This is a genomic window from Aliiroseovarius zhejiangensis, from assembly GCF_014656375.1.
GTDB lineage: Bacteria > Pseudomonadota > Alphaproteobacteria > Rhodobacterales > Rhodobacteraceae > Aliiroseovarius > Aliiroseovarius zhejiangensis.
In genome coordinates, this window is sequence record NZ_BNCH01000001.1 from 309,950 (window position 1) to 332,592 (window position 22,643).

The following is a 22,643-nucleotide window of genomic DNA, read 5'->3' on the forward strand; positions in this document are numbered from 1 at the left end:
TCGCAACCAGAGCCCGACAACGGGCCAACGGATTGAGGAACGAGCAATGCCACTTTCAACCACGACCAAATTTGGTGCGCCCCGCGACATGCGCCGCCGCCCCCTGCGCTCTGCCGCCCTGATCGGGCTTTTGGTGGGGCTGACGGGTTGTGATGGCAATTTCGACATGGATTTCCGACGGTTCGCGCCCGGCGGGCTTTCCACCGCCGAGGCGGCACAAGGGGCCACAACCGCCGCACGGCCCAAGGCAGATGCGCGCGGTGTGATCTCTTACCCCAGTTATCAGGTGGCGGTGGCCCGGCGCGGCGACACGGTCGCGCAGGTGGCCGGCCGCATCGGAATGGCGCCAACCGAACTTGGGCGCTACAACGGTATTGCGGTGGACGCCCGCCTGCGCGAAGGCGAGGTGCTGGCCCTGCCCCGGCGCGTGGCGGAACCGGCGACCGGCGTGATCCAGCCTAATGACAACATCGACATCACCACCCTGGCAGGGAATGCCATCGACCGGGCGGACAGCCCGTCTGGCAAACCCACAGCCGTGGTGACATCGGGTGAACAACCAACACGTCATCAGGTGAAACGTGGCGAAACCGCATATTCGATCGCGCGCAACTATGGTGTCTCGGTCCGCGCATTGGCGGATTGGAACGGTCTTGGCTCCGGCCTGACGGTGCGCGAAGGGCAACATCTGATGATCCCGGTCAAAGTGGATGCACCGGTTCAGACCGCCAGCGTAACTCAACCGGGTCAGGGCTCGGCGGCCCCGATCCCGCCCTCGTCGACCAAGCCCTTGCCAAAGGACGAGGCCGTGCCCGAGAAAGTGGCCGCACCCGCTTCGCCGAAACTGGAAGAAAGCCGCACCCCGGCCAGCACCGCGCGCATGTCGCTGCCGGTTTCCGGCAAGGTGACAAGCCTGTTCGACGCCGAGAAGGCCGGATACATTCTGGTCTCGGCCAAACCCGGCGATCCGGTCAAGGCAGCCGCCAACGGCACCGTCCGGCTTGTGTCCAAGGACGTCGAGGGCGAAGAGATCGTGGTGATCGACCACGGCAACGGCACCCAAAGTGCCTATAGCTTCATCGAAGGGATCAAGGTCAAGAAGGGTCAGTCGGTCAAACGTGGCCAGCAGATCGCGTCGGCCTCGAAGAACCAGTACAATGCGATCCAGTTCCTTGTGTTCAAGGGCACCGAGCCGGTCGACCCGATGCCCTATCTGAAATAAGTCCGTTTACAGGGACACAACGCAGGGGCGGCCAAACGGTCGCCCCTGTTTCGTTTGGGTTCACAAAGTGATGCGGAACAGGGCGAAGCCGCTGTCTGATGTCCCGGCTTCTTCCATGCGAACCCCCGGAACATTTGCCATATGCTTGGTGGCCGAGGGTCCGGTTTCAAACAAGACGGTGGTGTTTTCCAACGGTGCAAATGACCAGTTGCCGTCTGCCTTTGGATTGATTGTCCCCTTCTCGACGATATAGCGCACGATCACATCCCGGTTGGTATCCGGCCCGTCAAAGACCGTTGTATCCTCGCTGGCGCCGGGGAAGTTGCCACCACCGCTTGCCCGGTAATTGTTGGTCGCGATGATGAACTCCTGTTCTTCGTCGATGGGGTGCCCGTTGAATTGCAGGTTGACGATCCGATGGGCATCAGGCGCGAGCACCTCTCCGTCCTTGTTGTATCGGGCGGGTTGGCTCAGGTCGATCTGATAGGTCACCCCGTCGATCACGTCGAAATTATAGGACGGCATCGAAGGATTGAGCAGCACGGCATCCTGTGCGCCGGGTTCGATCTGGTTGAAGATCGCGGCTGATCGCTCGAGCCATTCGCGCACGGTCGCACCATTGATCCGCACCGCCCGCACGGTGTTGGGATAGAGGTAGAGGTCCGCCACGTTCTTGATCGCCACGTCCCCGACCTCGACATCGGTGTAGTATTCCGGACCCCCACGTCCCCCGGCCTTGAAGGGAGCTGCGGCGGACAGGATAGGCAATCCTTCATGCTCGGTCCCCTTCATCATCTGCTCAATGTACCAGACCTGAGCATTCGAGACGATCTGGATCGACGGATCATCCGCGACCAGCGCGAAATAGGAATGCAGTGGCGCATCGGTTTTGCCAACAGCGCGCCGAACATACTCCAACGTCGCGTCATGTTCCTGTTGGACCGAGGCCAACACCGCTTGGTCGCTTTCAACCAGCGGAGCGATCGAACGATCCTCTCCCCGTTGATAGATCGGTCTTGCCTCGCAAGTATGTGACACCACACGCCACGCGCCGCCGTCATGTTCCAGCATCAGGTCGATCAGCCCCATATGCGAGCCCCAGAACCCGCCCATGACGGCCGGAATGCCCATCAAAGTGCCCGCTTCGACATCCGCGCCAGCAAAATCGGCGTAGGTGTCAGAGGGGAACACAAGATGAGAATGACCCGTCAGCACCGCGTCGATCCCTTCAACGGCGGCCAACGGGATCGAGGCGTTTTCCATCCCGTCGCTATGCTCAGCCGCGCCAATGCCAGAATGCGACAGCGCGATGATCAGGTCTGCCCCCTCTTCACGCATCTGCGGTATATAGGCGCGGGCCGTTTCGATGATATCGCGGGCCATTACATTGCCTTCGAGATGACGACGGTCCCATGTCATGATCTGCGGCGGCACGAATCCGATGAACCCGATCCGGATGGGCTGCACCGTGCCGCCCCCATTCGTGATCTCGCGGTCCACGATCACATAAGGCGGCAGAAGCGTCTCATCTTCGCGCGGTGTGCTCCCCAGCTTTTTCGCGACGTTCGCACACACGATAGGGAAATTGGCTCCGCCCACGGATTTCATCAGGAAATCCAGACCATAGTTGAACTCGTGATTGCCCAGCGTCGAAGCGTCAAACCCCAATGCGTTCATCGCATTGATGACCGGATGCGTATCCCCGTCCTTCATCCCGCGCTCATAGGCGATATAGTCGCCCATCGGGTTGCCTTGCAGGAAATCCCCGTTGTCCAGAAGCAGCGAATTGGTCGCCTCGGCGCGTATGTCCCCGATCAGTGACGCGGTGCGCGCCAGCCCGACCGTATCAACCTCGCGATCCGCGTAGTAGTCATAGGGGAAGACATGGACGTGCAAATCCGTCGTTTCCATGATCCGCAGATGCGCCTGATTTTGCGACGCATGAACGGAATAGGGATGCAGGGCGATAAACCCGGCGGTGCCGGCCAGAAAGCCACGACGCGATAGGGTAAGAGACATGGGAACCTCCGCTTTGGGTCATGATAGGAAACAGGCTATGGGTCCATCATGACAGCCCAATGACCGACTTGGCAAATTCGCACCTGCAGAAACGGCAGCGCCTCGCTGATCAGAACGATCTGCGAGGCGCTGAAAACTTTTCGATTTCCATACCTTATTGCGACTTATTCGTCCGCGCGCCCTTTGCCCAGATGCTTGCGCAACCGCGACGGCGTCGACTTCTTGCGGTTCTTATAGGGGTTCTGCTCGCCCTGCCCGCGCATGGTCAGGCGGATCGGCGTGCCAGGCATGTCGAAATCCTCGCGCAGGCCATTGACCAGATAGCGGCTGTAGCTGTCGGGCAGTTTATCGGGTTGCGAGCACATCACGACGAAGCCCGGCGGGCGGGTTTTCACCTGAGTCATATAGCGCAGCTTGATCCGCCGTCCCCCCGGCGCGGGCGGCGGGTGGGCCGAGATCATTTCGGCCAGCCATCCGTTCAACTGTGCGGTTTTCACCCGGCGGTTCCAGATCTCATGCGCGCGCATGACAGCCGCTTGCAGGCGCTCCAGCCCCTTGCCCGTCTTGGCTGATATCGTCACCAATGGCGCGCCGCGCAACTGCGGCAACAAGCGATCAAAGGCTTCCTTCAACTCTTTCAGCTTGGCCTGCTTTTCAGGCTCTGCATCCCATTTGTTGACTGCGACGACCACCGCACGGCCTTCACGTTCGGCAAGGTCGGCGATGCGCAGGTCTTGCTGCTCAAACGGGATGGCCGCGTCCAGAAGCACCACCACAACTTCGGCAAACTTCACCGCGCGCAACCCGTCCGAGACCGAGAGTTTTTCGATCTTTTCCTGCACCTTGGCGCGTTTGCGCATTCCGGCTGTGTCAAAGATGCGTGTCGGCACCCCACCCCAGTCAAATCGCAGCGAAATCGCGTCGCGGGTGATCCCGGCTTCCGGCCCCGTCAGCAGACGTTCTTCGCCGATCAGCTTGTTGATCAACGTGGACTTACCCGCGTTCGGGCGTCCGATCACCGCCACCTGCAAGGGTTTGTCCTGTGTCGGCACGCGCGGGCCGTCATCTGCGTCCGCATCAATATCGACATCGGTTTCGGGGGCCATTTCGGCAGCGCGTTTTTCGAACTTTTCCGCAATTGGGCGCAGCACATCCAAAAGCTCGCCCATACCTTCACCGTGCTCGCCGGACAGGCGGATCGGCTCGCCGAGTCCAAGCGAGAACGCCTCAAGATACCCTGCCTCGCCGGCCTTGCCCTCGGATTTGTTGGCGGCAAGGATCACGTGCGCGTTCTTGCGGCGCAGAATATCGGCAAACACCTCGTCCGATGGCAAAATGCCAGCGCGCGCATCCACCAGAAACAGGCAGGCGTCGGCCATCTCGACCGCCCGTTCGGTCAGGCGGCGCATCCGGCCCTGAAGGCTTTCGTCGGTCGCTTCTTCCAGCCCCGCGCTGTCGATCACGGTAAAACGCAGATCACCCAGCCGCGCCTCGCCTTCACGCAAGTCTCGGGTCACGCCGGGCTGATCATCGACCAGCGCAAGGCGCTTGCCAACCAGACGGTTGAACAGGGTGGATTTGCCCACATTCGGGCGCCCCACGATGGCAAGGGTGAAGCTCATATCGGTCTCCGGGTCACATCAAGCGCCCCGCATACACGGTTTACGGGTCAGCGCAAAGCCAGAAGTTTGCCATCACGTGATACCAGATAGGCGGTGCCATTCACCACGACGGGACGTGTCGCTGCCCCACCCGGAATGGCCACCTGTCCGACCAGCGCGCCGTTCACGGGGTTGAAGCCACGCATCACCCCGTCGGACGAGGCAACCCACAGCTTGCCCCCCGCCAGAACCGGGCCAAGATTGGCATGGATCGCCTTGCGTTTCCGGGTTTTCGCCTTGGTGTAATAGGGCAGCGGCACGCCCCAGATGCGCTCGCCCGTCTTGGCGTCCAGACGCACCAGTTGCGCTTCGTCCGAGACCAGGAAAACCGACCCGCCCGTGACCCAGACCGGGCTGACCGCGCCTTCTTTGGCCGTCCACAGGCGATTGCCCGACAGGTCGATGGCCACGGTGCGCCCCACGGGGTTTCCGGTGTAAATCACACCATCCTTCACCACAGGTTCACCCGTGATATCAGTCACGATGGAATAGCCGCGCCCGGCCCGTTCCCCGGCGATCAGGCTGGACCATGTGCGCGCACCGCCTTTTTTCAGGGCGGCCACGACCTCTCCCGACGCGAAGGGCAGAAGCACAAGGCGGTCGGTAACAGCGGGCGATGACACGCCTACGATACCATCCTGGCTCGGTGTGCCCGACAGGCGCCATTTCACGCGGCCTGTTCCGGTTTCGATCGCCCAGGCGCTGTTGTCGCGGCTGACCACGTAAACAAGCCCACCAGACACAGCTGGCGCGCCCGACCCCGAGGCATCCATTTTTTGCTGCCACTTGACGCGGCCAGTCGCAGCATCCAACGCGCTGACCAGACCAAAGCCCGAGGTCACATAGACCGTGCCATCGGCATAGGCCAGACCACCGCCTGACGCATCATCCGACTTGTCCGACGGGGGCGTCAGGTCACGCGACCAAAGCGTCGCGCCCGAAGTCGAGGTGGCCACAACCTGCGCCCGGCTGTCCAGTGTGAACACGCGTCCGTTCGCCACGACCGGTTCGGCGGTGATCCGGTGCTTGCGGTCATTGCCCTGCCCGATTGACGCCGCGAAGCGAAGGCTCGGCGTGGGCGACAGGGCGGGATGTTGCACGCGGTGGGTCAGACTGCCACCCAGATGGGTCCAGCTTGCGTGATTGACCGTGGCGGGCAGGGAAATCGGCTGCGCGCGATCGGCGCGCGCGGGTCCTTCGACGGCGGCTGCCGCCTCGGACAGCTCGGCGGCGTCCATGGTCTGCGGATTCAGACTGCGCAGGTCCTCACGTTCGCCCGGCAGAATGTATTCCGGTTGGGAACAGGCGGACACAAGGCTCAACGAAATCAAGAAAGCGGCGCTGTGTGTGAACTTCAAAATATGCCCCCCGGGATACCAATATCTTTGTTCGCACCGGTTACGGCCCGGTGCGGGCCGTCACGACGTTTCCAGTGACCCACCCAGCGCCACAATCAACTGAGACGCGCGCCGACGCAAGGCCCCAGACGCCTCGTCATCGACCAAAAGGGATTGCAGCCGGGCAATGGCCGCGTCGGTCTGACCGTCGTCAATGTCGATCAGTGCCAGTTGTTCCTCGGCCAGCACTCGAAACGGTGCCCCGGCCACGGCCAGCGGCTCAAGCCGGGCGCGGCGTTCGGCATTGTCCAGCCCGGAATCCGCCGCTGTCACCAGCTTCAACTGGGCCAGGTCGCGATACAAGCTGTCGATGCTTGCGTCATCAGCCAGCGCGCGCAGGGCCGCGGCCCCGTCTTGACCATCCGTGGCGGCCAGCATCGCGACCACCGCTGCCGCGTCACCGTCGACCTCAAGCGCGGCCAGGGCGGCGGCGCGCTCTGCCGGATCGGCCTGTTCTTCAGCCGCCAGGATCGCATCGCCCAGCGCCTGCGCCTCGGCCCGTGCGCTGGCCTTTCGCCATTCGTTGAATGCCGCCCCACCCACCAGCAAGACAACCAGCAAGACGGCAATCCAGCCGTATTTCCGCATCAAGGCATACAGCCTGTCGCGACGCACCTCTTCGCTGACTTCGTCGATGAAAGTATCGGTCTCGCTCACGGTCTGGCCTCCGGGTCAAAATCTGACCTCCTTTTGCCCGAAGGACACCCGGTTGCCAAGGGGGTGCGTCATAGCGCGGCCCGATCCCCTGCCCGGATCGTGTCGCCGGGTGTCAACGAGGGCCTGACGCTCCCCCAAGGGTTGCGCGGGTCAGGCAAGCCGCACTTGTTCCGCGGCACGACACGACATAGTCTTTTTCCAGTTTGTTTCACTTCGGCAGGATTTTTCATGCGCCTATTCCCCATTCTCACGGCGATCATTGTGGTGGCGGGTTTGTATCTTCTGGTGTTTCAGCGCGATACGCTGGAAACCGCCGCCGGAACACCGCCCACCGAGGCAGGCGCAGACAGTGCTGCCCCGACCGGGGAAACCACGTCGCAGGCGGACCGGGGTGTCTCGGTCGTGGCCCTGCGCAGCACCGCGCGCGCGATTGAAATGCCGGTGCTTCTGCGCGGCCGGACCGAAGCAAACCGCCGGGTCGAACTGCGTTCAGAGACGACCGGGCAAGTGATCTCGGCCAAGATCGCCAAGGGCAGTACTGTGGACGAAGGCGACATCCTGTGCCAGCTTGATGCCGGCACCCGCGAGGCCAGCCTGGCCGAAGCCACCGCCCGGCTGGCCGAAGCCAGGGCACGCGCGCCCGAAGCCGATGCTCGTGTGATCGAAGCACAGGCGCGGCTGGACGAAGCGATGTTCAACCTGACCGCCGCCACCAAGCTGTCCGAAGGCGGATTTGCGTCGGACACGCGGGTGGCCAACACACGCGCCGCCGTCGAAGCCGCACGCGCCGCGTTCGTCGCCGCGCAATCCGGGGCTGCCAGTTCAGCCGCCGCGATCCAGTCTGCCGAAGCCGCCGTGGCCGCCGCCGAACGCGAGATCGAGCGGTTGGACATTCGCGCCCCTTTCCCCGGCACGCTTGAGACGGACACCGCCGATCTTGGCACGCTTATGCAACCGGGCGCGGTCTGCGCCACGGTCGTGCAATATGATCCGGTGCGGGTTGTCGGCTATGTCTCAGAGCTTCAGGTCGACAAGTTGACCACCGGGCTTCCGGCCGAAGTGCGCCTTGCGGCGGGCGCTGAGTTGACCGGACATGTGACGTTTGTGGCAGACACCGCCGACCCGATCACGCGCACCTTCCGGGTCGAGGTCCAGATCACGCGTCCCGACGATGCAGCAATCATCCGCGCAGGGCAAACCGCCGAGGTGGTGATCACCGGCAACGGGCTGCAGGCCCATCTGGTACCGCAAAGTGCACTGACACTGGATGACGACGGCCAGTTGGGGGTTCGGATCGTGGCCGACGGGGGGGTGGCCGGCTTCGCCCCCGTTACGATGGTGCGTGACAGCAACGACGGGGTCTGGATCACCGGCCTGCCTGCCACTGCCGAGGTCATCGTCGTCGGTCACCACTATGTCAGCGATGGCGTGGCCCTTGACTTAACCTATCGGGAGCCTGGCATATGATCGGGATCATTGATTGGGCCGCAAACCGGGCCCGAATGGTCATTGCCTTTGTGATCCTGTCGGTCTTGTCCGGCGCAATCGCCTATGTCAGCCTGCCCAAGGAAGGCGAACCGGACATCGAAATCCCGGCTCTTTTCGTCTCGGTCCCCTTCCCCGGCATTTCCGCCGCCGACGCCGAACAGCTGCTTCTGCGCCCGATGGAGACAGAGCTGGCCGATATCGACGGGTTGAAAACCATGTCCGGCACCGCCGCCGAAGGCTATGCAGGCGTGGCGCTGGAATTCGAGTTCGGCTGGAACAAGACCAATGTCATGGCCGATGTGCGCGACGCCATGAACTCGGCCGAAGGGAAGTTTCCGCAAGGCTTCGACAGCTACACGGTCAATGAAATCAACTTCTCGGAATTTCCGATCATCATCGTGAACCTGACCGGCAACGTCCCTGAACGCACGCTGGTGCGGATGGCGCGCGATTTGCAGGACAGGTTGGAAGGCTTGGATGCCGTGCTTGAGGCGTCCCTGACAGGCTATCGCGACGAGATGTTGGAGGTCGAAATCGACCCGTTGAAGCTGGAAGCCTATAACGTCACGGCGGGCGAGTTGATTCAGGTCGTGCAGAACAACAACCAGTTGATCGCGGCGGGCGATATCAAGACGCCGACCGGGTCCACGGCGGTCAAGATCCCGTCGTCCTTCGACGAGGTGCAGGACGTCTATGACCTGCCCGTCAAGGTCAACGAGGACAGCGTCGTCACGCTGGGCGATCTGGCGACGATCCGCCTGACCTTTGAAGATCGCGAGGGCACGGCGCGGTTCAACGGCGACACCACGGTGGCGCTGCAAGTGGTGAAGCGGAAGGGCTATAACCTGATCGACACCGCTGCCGAGGTACGCGACCTTGTGGACGAAACCCGCAACAGCTGGCCCAGAGAGCTGCAACAAGCCGTCAAGATCGGCACCTCGAACGACCAGAGCTATGTGGTCGACAGCATGGTGCGCCAGTTGGAAGGTTCGGTCATCACGGCGATTGCGCTGGTGATGATCGTGGTCCTGGGTGCGCTTGGCACGCGGCCTGCGCTGCTGGTGGGGTTTGCGATCCCGACCTCGTTCCTGCTGACCTTCGCGCTGTTCGGCGCGCTGGGGGTCACGATCTCGAACATCGTGATGTTCGGCCTGATCCTGGCCGTGGGGATGCTGGTGGATGGCGCCATCGTCGTGGTGGAGTATGCCGACAAGAAAATCCGTGAAGGCGTGGGTCCGATGTCGGCCTATACGGCGGCGGCGAAGCGGATGTTCTGGCCTATCGTCAGTTCAACCGCCACGACACTGTGTGCCTTTCTGCCGATGCTGTTCTGGCCCGGTATTCCGGGCGAGTTCATGGGCTGGCTGCCCAAGACGCTGATCTTCGTGCTGATGGCGTCGCTGTTAGTGGCGCTGATCTATCTGCCGGTGGTCGGGGGCGTGTCGGGGCGGATCAGCCGCGCCATCGGCCTGATGTCCGACGCGCTGCGCGGGCTGCCGGTATGGCTGCGCGCACTTCTGGTGTTGCCATCGGCCTATGTGCTGTTCCTGTCGGCCTTCCAGCTTCTGAACCCCGGCTATCTGTTCGGCGGCCAGCCCCCGTTCGAAGGTGCAATGGCGATCCTGCCCGGCGCGCTGATGTTCCTGTTCGGGGCGGTGGCCACGTCGATCACCTTGGGCTCGCTCAGCTGGCATCGCGAGGCGCAGCGCGTTCAGGGCGGCTATCGTCGCACGTGGTTTGGCCATCTGATCCACTTCATCTCCGGCAACCCCATCATGCCGCTTGTGTCGATTGCGCTGGTGATCGGCTTCGTCGTGTCGACCTTCATGATGTATGGACGCAACAATCTGGGGGTCGAGTTCTTTGCCGAAAGCGAACCGGAGCAGGCCATCGTCTATGTCCGTGCCCGCGGCAATCTGAGCCTTGAAGAACAGGATGCCATGGTCAAACAGGCGGAAGAGATCGCACTGTCCACCAAAGGCATCGACAGCGTCTTTGCCTTCGCCGGAGCGGGCGGGCTGAACCAGAACACGGGCGGCGCGATGGGGCCGCGTGACAGCATCGGGCAGTTGCAGATCGAACTTGTCGCCTGGGCGGATCGCCCGTCAATCGAGGAACACATCAAGCTCTTCGGCCTGATCCCCTTCACCACGACCGAGATCGACCCTGAATATGACGGTGATTACGTCATGGCCCGGCTGGAAGAGCGGCTGGCCACCCTGCCCGGCATTCGCAGCGAAGTCTTGAACCTGAACCGCGGCCCAGCCTCGGCCAAACCCGTGCATCTGCGCCTGAAGGGCGATGATTGGGATGATCTAGAACGGGCAGCTACTCTGGCGATTGCCCGGTTCAACGACACCCCCGGCTTGACCGCCATTGAAGACACGCTGCCCCTGCCCGGCATCGACTGGCAGATCGAGGTGGATGTCGAAGAAGCCGGCAGATATGGCACGGATGTGGCCACTGTGGGCGGCATGGTGCAGCTTGTCACGAACGGCATCCTGCTGGACACGATGCGGGTCGACAGCTCGGACGAGGAAATCGAGATCCGGGTGCGCCTGCCCCGGAAAGACCGCGTTCTATCGACGCTGGACGGGCTGAAAATCCGCACTGCAACCGGGCTGGTGCCGATGTCCAACTTCGTCACCCGCAAACCGGTGCCAAGCCTCGCGCAGATCGACCGGGTGGATCAAAGCCGGTATTATGACGTGAAGGCGGGCGTGCAGGACGGGTTGGTTCGCCTGACGGGTCCCGATGGGACCGAGGAATACATGAACGCGGCGGAGGCCGATCGGATCATGGCCTCTGAGGACGGTGCCGACCTGAAACGCACCCCCGTCACCCCCAACGACCTGATCGCCAAGCTGACCACCTGGCTTGAAACGGCAGATCTGCCAGCCGGGGTCAGCTATGAATGGACCGGCGATCAGGAAGACCAGGCCGAGAGCCAGGCGTTTCTGGGGCAGGCTTTCATCGGCGCGCTTGGGTTGATGTTCATCATCCTTCTGGCGCAATTCAACAGCTTTTATAACTCGGTCCTGGTGTTGCTGGCGGTGGTGTTGTCCACCACAGGCGTTCTGATCGGAATGATGGTGATGCAACAGCCCTTCTCGATCATCATGACCGGCACAGGGATCGTGGCGCTGGCGGGGATCGTGGTGAACAACAACATCGTGCTGATCGATACCTATCAGGATTACGCCCGCTACATGCCCCGGATCGAGGCGATCACCCGCACCGCCGAGGCGCGCATCCGCCCCGTCCTGCTGACCACGATCACAACCATGGCGGGCCTCGCCCCCATGATGCTGGGTCTGTCGCTGGATTTCTTCAACGGTGGTTATTCGCTGGATGCGCCGACGGCGCTTTGGTGGAAGCAACTGGCGACGGCAGTGGTGTTCGGGCTGGGGATCGCGACGGTGCTGACGCTGGTCTTTACACCGTCGATGCTGGCCCTGCGCATCTGGATTTCGGCGGGCGCCTACCGCTCGGCCAACGGCCTGCGTGCATTGGCCCGCAGGTCGGGCCAGACCGCCCGCGATGCGGCACTGGACAAGGCCGCCCGTAAAACGACGCTGCACGATCTGGTCTGGGATCAGCCAGACGATCAGGCACCACCCGTCGTAGAAGCGGAGACCGGCGACATGTCACCCAATGTGGAAGACATCAAACTGGTGCTGTCGCCGCGCGCGGCCCCACAGGCCACGGCGGCAAACCCGGTCTCAACCTCGGACCCCGACCCGGCGGATGATCGCCCGCCCGGCGGAAAGGACGCCGCAGAGTAAACGTCGAACGCGTCCGCGCGACCCTGTGAGGGACGGTCTTACTCCGCCAGTTTCAGATGACCTGGCGCGACCTGCGGTTCGGGGTCGTCTACGGCTTCCCGTGCCGCTTCGCTGGCCTGACGCGCCCACATCGCGGCATAGCGGCCATCCTGCGCAAGCAACGTATCATGGCTGCCACGCTCGACCACCTCGCCGGCCTCAAGCACGATGATTTCATCGGCATCGACAATGGTGGACAGGCGGTGGGCAATGGTGATCACGGTGCGGCCTTCGCCCATCTCGCGCAGGCTTTCCTGAATGTCCCGCTCGGTCTGGGTGTCCAACGCCGAGGTGGCTTCGTCAAGCAACAGGATCGGCGGGTTCTTCAGAAGCGTCCGGGCAATGCCAACGCGCTGCTTCTCGCCGCCCGACAGTTTCAAACCGCGTTCGCCCACCTGAGTGTCATACCCGTCCGGCAAGCTCATGATGAAGTCGTGGATCCTGGCAGCTTTCGCCGCGCCTTCCACCTCGGCCCGGCTGGCTTCGGGACGGCCATAGGCGATGTTGTAATAAACGCTGTCATTGAACAGAACCGTGTCCTGCGGTACCACGCCAATCACCCCATGCAGGCTGTCTTGCGTCACGTCGCGCACGTCCTGCCCGTCGATCAGCAAGCGGCCCCCATTCACGTCATAGAAGCGGAACAGAAGCCGGCCAATCGTGGACTTTCCCGAGCCCGAGGGGCCGACAATCGCAACCGTATTGCCTGCAGGCACGTCGATGGAAACACCCTTCAGGATCGGCCGCTTTGGGTCATAGCCAAAGCGCAGATCCTCGAACCGCAAGGCCCCACCCGTGACGTTGATGTCGGGCGCGCCGGGTTTGTCCGTCACCTCGGCAGGTTGTTCCAGCAGGTCAAACATCTCGCCCATATCAACAAGCGACTGGCGGATTTCGCGATAGACGGTGCCCAGGAAGTTCAGCGGCATGGTGATCTGGATCATATAGGCGTTGACCATGACGAAATCACCCACCGTCAGATCTCCACGCTGCACCCCGACCGCCGCCAGGACCATGACGCCCACCAGACCCAGCGTGATCAGCAAGGCCTGTCCGAAGTTCAGAAAAGCCAGTGAATACGACGTCTTGAGCGCCGCTTTCTCATACCCCGCCATTGCCACGTCATAGCGTTCCGCCTCGCGCCGTTCGGCACCGAAATACTTGACGGTCTCAAAATTCAGCAGACTGTCGATGGCCTTCTGGTTGGCGTCCGTGTCCTGATCGTTCATTTCCTTGCGGATACGCACCCGCCATTCCGTCACCTTGAAGGTAAACCAGACATAGGCGCCGATCGTTCCAACAACGACGGCCAAGTACCAGACATCAAAGACGAAAAACAGGATGGCCGAGATCAGCGCAAGCTCCAGTACCAGCGGCCCCATGGAAAACAGCATGAAGCGCAAAAGGAACTCGACTCCCTTCACGCCGCGTTCGATGATCCGCGACAGCCCGCCCGTCTTGCGCGTGATGTGATAGCGCATGGACAGACGGTGAATGTGGGTGAAGGTTTCCAACGCCAGCTGCCGCAACGCGCGTTGACCGACACGGGCAAACACCGCGTCGCGCAATTGCTGGAACCCGTTGGTCATGATCCGCGCCATACCATAGGCCAGCGTCAACCCGATGGCCCCGACGCCCAGCATCCACGCCTCGCCCGAGGTTTCGCCGCTCAGCACATCGACCGCACCCTTGTACAGAAACGGGGTCAGCACTGACACAATCTTGGACGCCAGCAGCATCACCAGTGCGATGACCACACGCCGTTTCACCCAGGGCTGATCGTCGGGCCACAGATACGGCGCGACGCGCTTGATCGTGCGCCACCCGTTCTTGGGCGCTTCGGTCGAGGTGATACGGGACGGAGCCATGATTAACCTTGTCTGGGCTGGCCCGCGCCGCCCGCACAGGGCGGAGGCAGACGGGGCTTGCGTCATTTCAATATTTCACCGATATTTGAAATATGGAGCAGAGTCGAGTCCTCAAATCCCTGTCCGCGATGGCACATGACACACGGTTGGAAATCGTGCGTCTGCTGGTGCCGCTTGGCAAAGACGGGCTGGCCGCAGGTGCCATCGCCGAAGCTCTTGGCGTGTCGGCGTCGGGCTTGTCCTTCCATTTGTCACAGCTGGAAGCAGCGGGGCTTCTGACCTCACGCAAGGCGTCGCGCCATGTGATTTACGCGGCCGACTGCAAGGCTCTGGGCGCCGTCATTGCCTATCTTCTGAACGATTGTTGCGCGCGCGACCCGGATATCTGCGCCTGCACGGACGAAGCCCGCCAGACCGAGCAGGCAGGGGCATAAGCCCCGCCCGTGCATCGATCACTCCGGGTTCGGTATGGTAAAGACCTGCCCGGGATAGATCAGGTCGGGGTCACGGATTTGCCCGCGATTGGCAGCAAAGACGCGCACGTAAAGCGGCCCTTCGCCCAAATGTTCGCGCGCGATGGCCCATAGGGTTGATCCCGGCTGCACCGTCACCGCTGCGACCCGTGTTGTGGGCGTCTCGGATCCCGTATTGGCAGCGGTCAGCTGGGCGGGTTCTTCACGTTTGAACGGCGTTTCGGTGCGCGATGTGACAGTTCCGTCTGCGGCCAGCTCATCGACGCGCAGCGTGTAAACGCCGCCGTCCACCTTGGGCAGCGGCACACGCCATTGGCCACTTTCCGACACTTCCCCGATCTCAATCGGCTCGTTGTCCAGATAAACGCGCAGATTGGCACCGCCTTGCCCGCGTCCGGACAGGGCCACATCGCCTGCATCATCGTAGGTGATGGCGTCAATGACGATATTGTCGACCTGCGGTCGGCCGGTGCCATCCTGCAAGACAGCGATCCCCTCATCATCCGCCAGCAGCACCTGAGGCGCTGAGGCAACGGTGTCCGAGCCGTCCGGGCTGGACAACGCGCCTGCCCCGGACGGCGCAAGCGTGTCGCCTGTTTCCGGCGCCTCGGCCACCACTTCGGCTTCTGCAACCGCTGCTGTATCCGGGACAGGACGGGTCGGGGCAATCAGCACGGTTTGCGGGCTTTGGCCGTTTTCGATCGCTTGCCCACTGTCATCCAGCATCGTCAGGCCCAGGGCACCGGGTGAGGTGATCGGCAAGTCCAGCAGCGCCACGAAGTTCCCGTCGCTGCCGACTGTCACGTCTTCCAGCGGTGCGCCATCAAGAGTCAGTTGAACGGTGCTTCCGGGGGCAGCGTGCCCGGCAATCACGGCATTGCCTTCGGGATCGACGCGAACCACGTCAAAACCCGGCGAGGCATCCTCCGATCCCGGCGACTCCCCGGCCATTTCCTTGGTTTGATCATCACTTTTTGGGGGAAGCGCGGCTGTTGCATCTGTATCGGGCGCCGGGGCGGGCACTGTGTCTGCCGGGGATGTCTCGGCCGCTTGGGGCGTGTTCGTCGGGGCCGGCGTCTGCGCGACTGGGCTGGGGTCGACGGCGTCGCGGTTTCTCGTCCCAAGATAAAAGGCCAAGCCCGCGCCAAGGGCCAGAACAACCCCTGCCACCACGAAATATCCGGTCCTGTTCCCGGTGTTGCCTGTCTCGGTCGTCATATGCGTCCCCTGTCGGGCGATCTTTTCGCCGCGCCGCTTGTTCGACAGTAGCAATACCGCTAACACCGGTCAAAAGATCATTCTGGCAGCAACAAACAGGGACATACATGACAGAGCACACGGCATCGGTCTGCGTTTACTGCGGCTCGCGCTTCGGCGCTGATCCCGCCTATCGCGAGGTGGCAACAACACTGGGCACCGCCTTGGCACAGAACGGGTGGCGGCTGGTCTATGGGGCCGGGGATGTCGGGTTGATGGGCACGGTCGCCGTTGCCGCCCAGATCGAGGGTGCCGAGACGTTTGGCGTCATACCCCAGCACCTGATGAAATGGGAGGTCGGCAAGCGCGACCTGACCACCTTCATCGTGACCGAGAACATGCACGAGCGCAAAAAAGTCATGTTCATGAACTCGGATGCCGTTGTGGTCCTGCCGGGCGGGGCCGGATCGCTGGACGAGTTTTTTGAGGTTCTGACATGGCGCCAGCTTGGTCTGCATGCCAAGCCAATCCTGCTGATGAACGTAAACGGGTTCTGGGATCCGCTGATCACGCTGATGGATCACGTGATCGACCAGGGGTTCGCCGAAGACAGCCTGCGCGGCTTCATCACCGTCGTATCGGATGTGGATCAGGCAATCACGGCCCTGCGCGCCGCCCTGTCCTGACGATAGGCCTCGGCAGAGTAAATCGCGAGCGCAAGCCAGATGAGTGGGAAAGCGATCATGTGCCACAGCGTCACTTGCTCGCCCAGAATGGCGACCGCGCAGGTGAACTGTAGACTGGGGTTCAGGTATTGCACCAGCCCCACCGTGGACAAGGCCAGCCGGCGTGACGCGAAGCTGAACAGCATCAGCGGCACCGCCGTGATCAGACCCGATGCGACCAGCAGCGCGCTGTCCCAAAGATGGGTGCCGAACACGCCGCCCGTGCGTCCGACGATCCCCTGCCACCCTGCCATGTGGGTGCCGAACAGCCAGACCATGGCGAAGGGCGCCAGCAAAAGCACCTCGGCGGTGACAGACAGGATCGGCCCTGATGTGAGCGTCTTCTTGATCACTCCATAGATCGCGAATGTCCCCCCCAGAAGCAGCGACAGCCACGGCGCCACGCCCAGCCCCAAGGTCAGCGTCAGCACCGCCGTCCCGGCAAGAAGCAGTGCGATCGCCTTGCCGCGGGTGATCCGTTCACCGAACAAGAGGCGACCCAGCACCACCATGATCAGTGGAAAGATGAAATAGCCCAGGCTGGCCTGAACCACCATTCCGATCTGAACCGACAGGATGAACCCACCCCAGTTGACCGAGATCACAAGCGCGGCCAACACCACCAGCAACGCAGAGCGGCCCCGAAGCAAGGCGGGCAACTCGCCCAAGCGACCTTGCACGGCGAGGATGGTTCCAAAAATCGCCAGCGACCAAATCGTGCGATGGCTGAGCAGTTCCAGCGGTGGCACATGCTCCAGCAGCTTGTAAAACAGTGGCGACAGGCCCCAGACAACACAGGCGGCAACAATCGCCACCACCCCTTTCATGGTATCGGTCACTCCGCGCGCCTCCCTTTGCCCACCGACCTGTCTTGGCACAAAAAAAGCGGCCGCCCAAGTGGCGACCGCCATGATGTTTCGTGATGGGCAAGGCCACGGATCCCACCGCCTGCCCATGTTCTGGTTACAGGCGCGAGGCCACGTTTTCCCAGTTCACGAGGTTGTTCAGGAAGTTGTCCAGATAGGCCGGACGCTTGTTGCGGAAGTCGATGTAATAGGAATGCTCCCACACATCGCAACCCAGCAGCGCAGTCTGACCAAAGCACAGCGGGTTCACGCCGTTTTCGGTTTTCGTGACTTTCAGGCTACCATCGGTGTCTTTCACCAGCCAGGCCCAACCCGAGCCGAACTGCCCCGCACCAGCCGCAGCAAATTGCGACTTGAACTCGTCAACCGAGCCAAAGCTTTCGGTGATCGCTTTTTCAAGCTCACCCGGCATGGCGGTTTTGCCCGGACCCATCATTTCCCAGAACTGGTTGTGGTTCCAAAGCTGGCTGATGTTGTTGAAAATGCCGTTCTGCGCCACGGCGTTCTTGTCATAGGTGCCGGTGATGATGTCTTCCAGCGACTTGTTTTCCCACTCGGTCCCGGCAATCAGCTTGTTGCCATTGTCGACATAGGCCTTGTGGTGCAGGTCGTGGTGATATTCCAGCGTTTCCGCCGACATGCCCAAATCGGCAAGCGCGTCGTGTGCGTAAGGAAGATCGGGAAGTTCAAAAGCCATATCTAGCCCCCTGTTCATGCGTGTTTCCGTTACGTCCTAGATGGGGTAGCAGGCGGGGGAAGGTCAAGGGGCAAGGCGGAAAACCCTGCCCCCGGGTACACTTATCCGCGCACGAACGCGGCACGGGGGGGTGTCAGACCACCTCGCCCCCTCGCTTGGCGGCATCGGACAGGATGTCAAACGCGTATTGCGCGACCGAGCGGAAACACACCAGCACGGCGGTTTCATCATCTTCCAGATAGAACGCGGCCGGGATCTGGGCGATGCGGGTGCGGCGCAGCATGCCCGGCTGCATGACCGAAGTGTCGGCGGGCGTCAGCTTGGCGATCACCTCACGGCAGGCAGCCCCGGTCACACGAAAGACGGCGCGCGCATCCGAGACATTGACCACCAATGCATGTTCGTTCGCCAGCGCCTTGCTGGCTGCATCTACCACGTTTGGCGCTTCTGCATGATCCACGATCAGCAACAGCTCATCAGGCGACATCCAGCCCGCGCGCCCTTTTACGCCCTCGGTGATCTCGCCTTGCCCTGGTATGTCTGCGCCCGTTGCGGTCTTGACCGCCTTGGCGACCGCAGCGGACGACAGATCACCACGCAGGGTGATCATGCCGACCAACCCGGCCTCATCGACCTTGCAATAGCCGTCAAATGACGCGCCTTGCAGCGCGGAAACAGCGTTAGACATTCTGCTTCTCCCCGTCCTTGTCATAGAAAACCGGATCGCAGATCCGCGCCTTGATCACCGTGTTGGACCCATCCACCGTGGGGAAATCCAAGACCTCGCCCATGCGGTCGGGACCGTGTTTCACAAGCCCCATCGCGATGCCTTTTTTCAGCGTCGGCGAATAATAGGTCGAGGTGACGCGCCCGATCATGTTGCGCTGACCGTATTCGTTATCACCCTCGCCCACCGCATAGGCACCATCGGGCAGGACGGACCCGTCCAGCGTTTCAAGCCCAACCAGTTTCCAGCGATCCGGGTCGGTCATGTGACTGCGCTGCTGTGCCCGTTTGCCAAGGAAGTCCTCTTTCTTCTTTGAGATGGCCCAGTTCAGCCCCAGATCCTGCGGGATCACGGTGCCGTCGGTTTCGTCCCCGATCATGATAAAGCCCTTCTCGGCGCGCATGATGTGCAGACATTCGGTGCCGTATGGCATGACGCCGAACTCTTCACCGGCCTCAAGAAGCGTGTCCCAGAAGGCGCGGCCCTGGCTGGCGGGCACGGCAATTTCATACGACAGCTCGCCCGAGAACGAGATGCGATAGACCCGCGCGTCGAACCCGCCAATCGTGCCGTCTTTCCACTGCATGAAGGGCAGCGTTTCCTTGGACACGTCCATGCCGCCCAGCTTCTCCAACAGCTTGCGGGCGTTGGGACCCACCACGGCGACCTGTGCCAGTTGCTCGGTCACGTTGGCGACGTAAACTTTCCAGTCCCACCATTCGGTCTGAAGCCATTCCTCCATCCACGCGTGGATGCGGTCGGCCCCGCCTGACGTGGTGTGGCACAGCCATGTGTCGTCATCAATGCGGGCCACAACACCGTCATCCGAGAGGAACCCGTTTTCCGAGCACATCAGACCATAGCGGCATTTGCCGACGGCCAAGTTCGACATCATGTTGGTGTACATCATGTCGAGGAACTTGCCCGCGTCCGGCCCCTTCACGATCAGCTTGCCCAGAGTCGAGGCATCCAGAAGCCCCAGCTTTTCACGGGTGTTCAGCACCTCGCGATGCACCGCCTGTTCATTGGTTTCGCCCGGCTTGGCATAGCAATAGGGGCGACGCCAATGACCGACAGGTTCCATATAAGCGCCCGCGTCTTCGTGCCACTGATGCATTGGCGTGCGCCGGATCGGCTGGAAGATCTCGTGGCGTGCTTCGCCTGCAATCGCGCCGAAGCTGATCGGCGTGTAAGGCGGGCGGAATGTGGTTGTGCCGGTCGCCGGTATGGGTTGACCCAATGCATCAGAAAGAACGGCCAGGCCATTGATATTGGACAGTTTCCCCTGATCCGTCGCCATGCCCAAAGTGGTATACCGTTTGGTGTGCTCGACGCTCTCATAGCCCTCGCGCGCGGCCAGTTGCACATCCGACACCTTCACGTCATTCTGATAGTCCAGCCACATTTTCATGCGCTTTTGATGCCCTGCACCCTGCGGCATGATCCAGACGGGGGCCATCGGCTGCGCCTCTTCGGCCTTGGCCTTGGGGCCAGCCTTGCGCACGGCTTTGCCGCCAGCAGCCTTCGCTGCCTGCTTGCCCGCCTCATAGGCATCGTCAAGTACGCCAGCCAGGTCCAGCGGACCCGACGCTGCCCCAGCCGTCACCACGAAGGGCTTGCCGTCATGGCTGGTGGGCGCACGGTCGGGGTCTGGGCGGAAATGCGATTGAGCTTCGTCCCAGATCAGTTTGCCACCGCAATGCGACCACAGGTGCACAACGGGGGACCAGCCGCCCGACATGGCAACCGCGTCACAGGCGATGTCTTCAAGGGCGGCGCCCTCACCTGCTTGCAGGCAGATCGAAACCCCGGTGACGCGCTTGCCGCCATTGACCTTGGCAATCGCCCGACCGGGTTCCACCCGGATGCCCGCCGCGCGGGCTGCTTCGGCAAGTGGGCCGGTGGCCTCGGCGCGCGCATCGAGGATCACAGGCACGTCCAGCCCCGCCTCTTTCAACGCCAGCGCGGTGCGATAGGCGTCGTCATTGTTGGTCACGACCACGGTCCGGTCGCCCACGGACACGCCCCAGTTCACGGCGTAGTCACGCACGGCCGAGGCCAGCATCACGCCGGGAATGTCGTTGCCCGCAAAGGACAACGGCCGTTCAATGGCGCCGGTCGCGGTGACGATCTGCTTGGCCCGGATGCGCCACAGGCGGTGACGCGGACGATCGTCGCCCGGTGTATGATCTGCCACGCGCTCGTAACCGAGCACATAGCCGTGGTCATACACACCGGACCCCATCATGCGGCTGCGCAGGGTAACATTGTCCATGCCTTCTAGCTCGGCCAAAGTGGTGGCGATCCAGTCGTCGGGCGACTGCCCGTCAATCTCACCGCCATCTACAGGCGCACGTCCGCCCCAGTGGTGGGTCTGTTCCATCACCAGAACCTTCGCACCGGAACGGCCCGCGGCCAAAGCCGCCGCCAAACCAGCCACACCGCCACCGATCACGACCACATCCGTGTGGTGATAGTAATGTTCGTACCGATCCACGTCCGCCTCGGTCGGCACCTGGCCCAGCCCAGCGGATTTACGGATGATGGGCTCAAACACGTGTTTCCAAGCCGCCTGCGGCGCCATGAAGGTCTTGTAATAGAACCCTGCCGGCAGGAAACGCGCGGCATAGTTGTTCACCACGCCCACATCGAACTCAAGGCTCGGCCAGTGGTTCTGCGAGGTGCAGGTCAGCCCGTCAAACAGCTCGGTCGTGGTGACGCGCTGGTTGGGTTCAAAACGCCCGCCCTGCCCCAGATTGACCAAGGCGTTCGGCTCTTCCGCGCCCGAGGCGACGATGCCGCGCGGACGGTGATATTTGAACGACCGGCCCACCAGCATCTGGTCTTCGCCCAGAAGGGCCGCGGCCAGCGTGTCGCCCTCATACCCCTTCATGCGTTTTCCGTTGAAGGTGAAGTTCTTCGGTTTCGACCGGTCGATCAGACGACCGCCCTGTGCCAGACGGGTGCTCATGTCCAGCCCTCCCATTCAGGGTGTTTCTTTTTGACCGCGTTGATGATCGCCTTGGGCGGCTCATAGGTCTGGGCGGAATAGGTGCCGTAAACCTCAAGCGTCATGGTGTTGCGCGCCGCGTGGAACCACTTGCCGCAGCCCGAGACATGCCGCCAGCGTTCAAAATGAATCCCTTTCGGGTTCTTGCGGTGAAACAGATAGGTCTCGAACTCATCATCCGACGAGCCGGGACCGAAACGCTTCAGATGCGCCTCGCCGCCGCCATGCAGGTCTGTTTCATCGGCCATCACGCCGCAATAGGGGCATTCAAGGATCAGCATGCCATACTCCTCGAGCAAACTCGTTCGATTATCAAATCTCCAAATCCAGTTTGGAGTGTTCCTAGTATTACGACCGCAGCCTGCATCACTTCGCTCGCACGAAGCGTGCGAGACACCCATGCATCTGCATTCTTCTGCTGTTCGCCAACGGCATCCAGATCTCGTTTAGTCGCTTCTAAATCTCGATTGAATGCACTCTCACTTTTGCCATGAGGAACATTTGCAAGCTCCTCAATAACGGGATTCGGGGTTTCACCACTCTCGCGTATTTGAGATGCAAGTACTTTAGCGAGCAGCGCGTTTTTTGCGTTTGCTACTTCTATGCCTTCTGAAAGGCTCAGTATTTGCTTCTGGGTCAGTGTGCTTTCATCGCGTTGACCCGGTACCGCCGATGTTCCGTGTTCTTGAAGCACGAAATACAGCACGGCTACAGCGATACCCATTGCACCGAGCCTTTGAAACAGGTCCGCGTCACCAACTGCAGCGCAATAAACTGATCCGACCAACCAGATCGCAATTAGTAGCCAGCAA

The 22,643-nt window shown here is 61.9% G+C and carries 17 protein-coding genes; 5 read left to right on the plus strand and 12 right to left on the minus strand.

The window, feature by feature from the left end; translation table 11 throughout:
• Positions 1–46 precede the first annotated feature (46 nt).
• Complete coding sequence (locus IE188_RS01455; protein ID WP_229836399.1) at positions 47–1,222, plus strand: LysM peptidoglycan-binding domain-containing protein; 1,176 nt, start codon at positions 47–49, stop codon at positions 1,220–1,222.
• A 60-nt stretch (positions 1,223–1,282) separates the two neighbouring features.
• Here the strand turns inward: IE188_RS01455 and IE188_RS01460 are convergent, their stop codons facing one another.
• The 4 genes from IE188_RS01460 to IE188_RS01475 all read right to left on the minus strand — a co-directional run bounded on the left by IE188_RS01460 (position 1,283) and on the right by IE188_RS01475 (position 6,956).
• Entirely contained in the window at positions 1,283–3,241 is a 1,959-nt protein-coding gene (locus IE188_RS01460) for a bifunctional 2',3'-cyclic-nucleotide 2'-phosphodiesterase/3'-nucleotidase (protein WP_191284696.1), read from the minus strand.
• 164 nt (positions 3,242–3,405) lie between these two features.
• Positions 3,406–4,863, minus strand: coding sequence for a ribosome biogenesis GTPase Der (gene der / locus IE188_RS01465; RefSeq protein ID WP_191284697.1), 1,458 nt, complete (start codon positions 4,861–4,863; stop codon positions 3,406–3,408).
• Positions 4,864–4,910: 47 nt separating this feature from the next.
• A complete protein-coding gene (locus IE188_RS01470; protein WP_191284698.1) occupies positions 4,911–6,260 on the minus strand; it encodes a PQQ-like beta-propeller repeat protein in 1,350 nt (449 codons plus the stop codon).
• A gap of 60 nt (positions 6,261–6,320) precedes the next feature.
• Complete coding sequence (locus IE188_RS01475; RefSeq protein ID WP_191284699.1) at positions 6,321–6,956, minus strand: hypothetical protein; 636 nt, start codon at positions 6,954–6,956, stop codon at positions 6,321–6,323.
• 228 nt (positions 6,957–7,184) lie between these two features.
• On the opposite strand from IE188_RS01475, the gene IE188_RS01480 reads away from it, so the two are divergent.
• On the plus strand, positions 7,185–8,423 hold the full coding sequence (locus IE188_RS01480; RefSeq protein WP_191284700.1) for an efflux RND transporter periplasmic adaptor subunit: 1,239 nt from the start codon (positions 7,185–7,187) through the stop codon (positions 8,421–8,423).
• The gene (locus tag IE188_RS01485) at positions 8,420–12,229 is read left to right on the plus strand and encodes an efflux RND transporter permease subunit (protein ID WP_191284701.1); all 3,810 of its coding nucleotides are present in this window, start codon (positions 8,420–8,422) and stop codon (positions 12,227–12,229) included. Before IE188_RS01480 ends, IE188_RS01485 begins: the two co-directional genes overlap by 4 nt.
• A gap of 38 nt (positions 12,230–12,267) precedes the next feature.
• Here IE188_RS01485 and IE188_RS01490 read toward each other — a convergent pair whose 3' ends face one another.
• Positions 12,268–14,136: an ABCB family ABC transporter ATP-binding protein/permease gene (locus IE188_RS01490; protein WP_191284702.1), complete on the minus strand. Its 1,869-nt coding sequence runs from the start codon at positions 14,134–14,136 to the stop codon at positions 12,268–12,270.
• Between the two features lie 92 nt (positions 14,137–14,228).
• Here IE188_RS01490 and IE188_RS01495 point away from each other — a divergent pair, with 92 nt between their 5' ends.
• Positions 14,229–14,570 (plus strand): ArsR/SmtB family transcription factor, encoded by a 342-nt coding sequence (locus IE188_RS01495; RefSeq protein ID WP_191284703.1) that lies wholly within the window; start codon positions 14,229–14,231, stop codon positions 14,568–14,570.
• An 18-nt stretch (positions 14,571–14,588) separates the two neighbouring features.
• Here IE188_RS01495 and IE188_RS01500 read toward each other — a convergent pair whose 3' ends face one another.
• Positions 14,589–15,827 (minus strand): LysM peptidoglycan-binding domain-containing protein, encoded by a 1,239-nt coding sequence (locus IE188_RS01500; protein ID WP_191284704.1) that lies wholly within the window; start codon positions 15,825–15,827, stop codon positions 14,589–14,591.
• Between the two features lie 107 nt (positions 15,828–15,934).
• Between IE188_RS01500 and IE188_RS01505 the strand changes: the two genes are divergently transcribed.
• Positions 15,935–16,492 (plus strand): LOG family protein, encoded by a 558-nt coding sequence (locus IE188_RS01505; RefSeq protein ID WP_191284705.1) that lies wholly within the window; start codon positions 15,935–15,937, stop codon positions 16,490–16,492.
• On the opposite strand, the gene rarD is transcribed toward IE188_RS01505, so the two are convergent.
• From rarD to IE188_RS01535, 6 genes are all read right to left on the minus strand, one after another.
• Entirely contained in the window at positions 16,456–17,370 is a 915-nt protein-coding gene (gene rarD, locus IE188_RS01510; protein WP_191284706.1) for an EamA family transporter RarD, read from the minus strand. The genes IE188_RS01505 and rarD overlap by 37 nt on opposite strands.
• Before the next feature lie 124 nt (positions 17,371–17,494).
• Positions 17,495–18,094: a superoxide dismutase gene (locus IE188_RS01515; protein WP_191284707.1), complete on the minus strand. Its 600-nt coding sequence runs from the start codon at positions 18,092–18,094 to the stop codon at positions 17,495–17,497.
• A 133-nt stretch (positions 18,095–18,227) separates the two neighbouring features.
• Positions 18,228–18,782, minus strand: a complete 555-nt coding sequence (locus IE188_RS01520) for a sarcosine oxidase subunit gamma (protein WP_191284708.1) — start codon at positions 18,780–18,782, stop codon at positions 18,228–18,230.
• Positions 18,775–21,792, minus strand: a complete 3,018-nt coding sequence (locus IE188_RS01525) for a sarcosine oxidase subunit alpha family protein (RefSeq protein WP_191284709.1) — start codon at positions 21,790–21,792, stop codon at positions 18,775–18,777. Before IE188_RS01525 ends, IE188_RS01520 begins: the two co-directional genes overlap by 8 nt.
• Positions 21,789–22,112 carry a sarcosine oxidase subunit delta gene (locus tag IE188_RS01530; protein ID WP_191284710.1) on the minus strand — a complete coding sequence of 108 codons (324 nt, stop codon included), beginning with the start codon at positions 22,110–22,112 and terminating at the stop codon, positions 21,789–21,791. Before IE188_RS01530 ends, IE188_RS01525 begins: the two co-directional genes overlap by 4 nt.
• Positions 22,106–22,555, minus strand: a complete 450-nt coding sequence (locus IE188_RS01535; protein WP_191284711.1) for a hypothetical protein — start codon at positions 22,553–22,555, stop codon at positions 22,106–22,108. Before IE188_RS01535 ends, IE188_RS01530 begins: the two co-directional genes overlap by 7 nt.
• Positions 22,556–22,643: the final 88 nt, after the last annotated feature.

What these genes read in the sequence shown, in the direction of transcription:
- IE188_RS01455 (WP_229836399.1), top strand. Translation starts at nt 47, where the DNA reads ATGCCACTTTCAACCACGACCAAATTTGGTGCGCCCCGCGACATGCGC.
- IE188_RS01460 (WP_191284696.1), bottom strand. Translation starts at nt 3,241, where the DNA reads ATGTCTCTTACCCTATCGCGTCGTGGCTTTCTGGCCGGCACCGCCGGG.
- der (WP_191284697.1), bottom strand. Translation starts at nt 4,863, where the DNA reads ATGAGCTTCACCCTTGCCATCGTGGGGCGCCCGAATGTGGGCAAATCC.
- IE188_RS01480 (WP_191284700.1), top strand. Translation starts at nt 7,185, where the DNA reads ATGCGCCTATTCCCCATTCTCACGGCGATCATTGTGGTGGCGGGTTTG.
- IE188_RS01485 (WP_191284701.1), top strand. Translation starts at nt 8,420, where the DNA reads ATGATCGGGATCATTGATTGGGCCGCAAACCGGGCCCGAATGGTCATT.
- IE188_RS01490 (WP_191284702.1), bottom strand. Translation starts at nt 14,136, where the DNA reads ATGGCTCCGTCCCGTATCACCTCGACCGAAGCGCCCAAGAACGGGTGG.
- IE188_RS01495 (WP_191284703.1), top strand. Translation starts at nt 14,229, where the DNA reads ATGGAGCAGAGTCGAGTCCTCAAATCCCTGTCCGCGATGGCACATGAC.
- IE188_RS01500 (WP_191284704.1), bottom strand. Translation starts at nt 15,827, where the DNA reads ATGACGACCGAGACAGGCAACACCGGGAACAGGACCGGATATTTCGTG.
- IE188_RS01505 (WP_191284705.1), top strand. Translation starts at nt 15,935, where the DNA reads ATGACAGAGCACACGGCATCGGTCTGCGTTTACTGCGGCTCGCGCTTC.
- IE188_RS01515 (WP_191284707.1), bottom strand. Translation starts at nt 18,094, where the DNA reads ATGGCTTTTGAACTTCCCGATCTTCCTTACGCACACGACGCGCTTGCC.
- IE188_RS01520 (WP_191284708.1), bottom strand. Translation starts at nt 18,782, where the DNA reads ATGTCTAACGCTGTTTCCGCGCTGCAAGGCGCGTCATTTGACGGCTAT.
- IE188_RS01525 (WP_191284709.1), bottom strand. Translation starts at nt 21,792, where the DNA reads ATGAGCACCCGTCTGGCACAGGGCGGTCGTCTGATCGACCGGTCGAAA.
- IE188_RS01530 (WP_191284710.1), bottom strand. Translation starts at nt 22,112, where the DNA reads ATGCTGATCCTTGAATGCCCCTATTGCGGCGTGATGGCCGATGAAACA.
- IE188_RS01535 (WP_191284711.1), bottom strand. Translation starts at nt 22,555, where the DNA reads ATGGGTATCGCTGTAGCCGTGCTGTATTTCGTGCTTCAAGAACACGGA.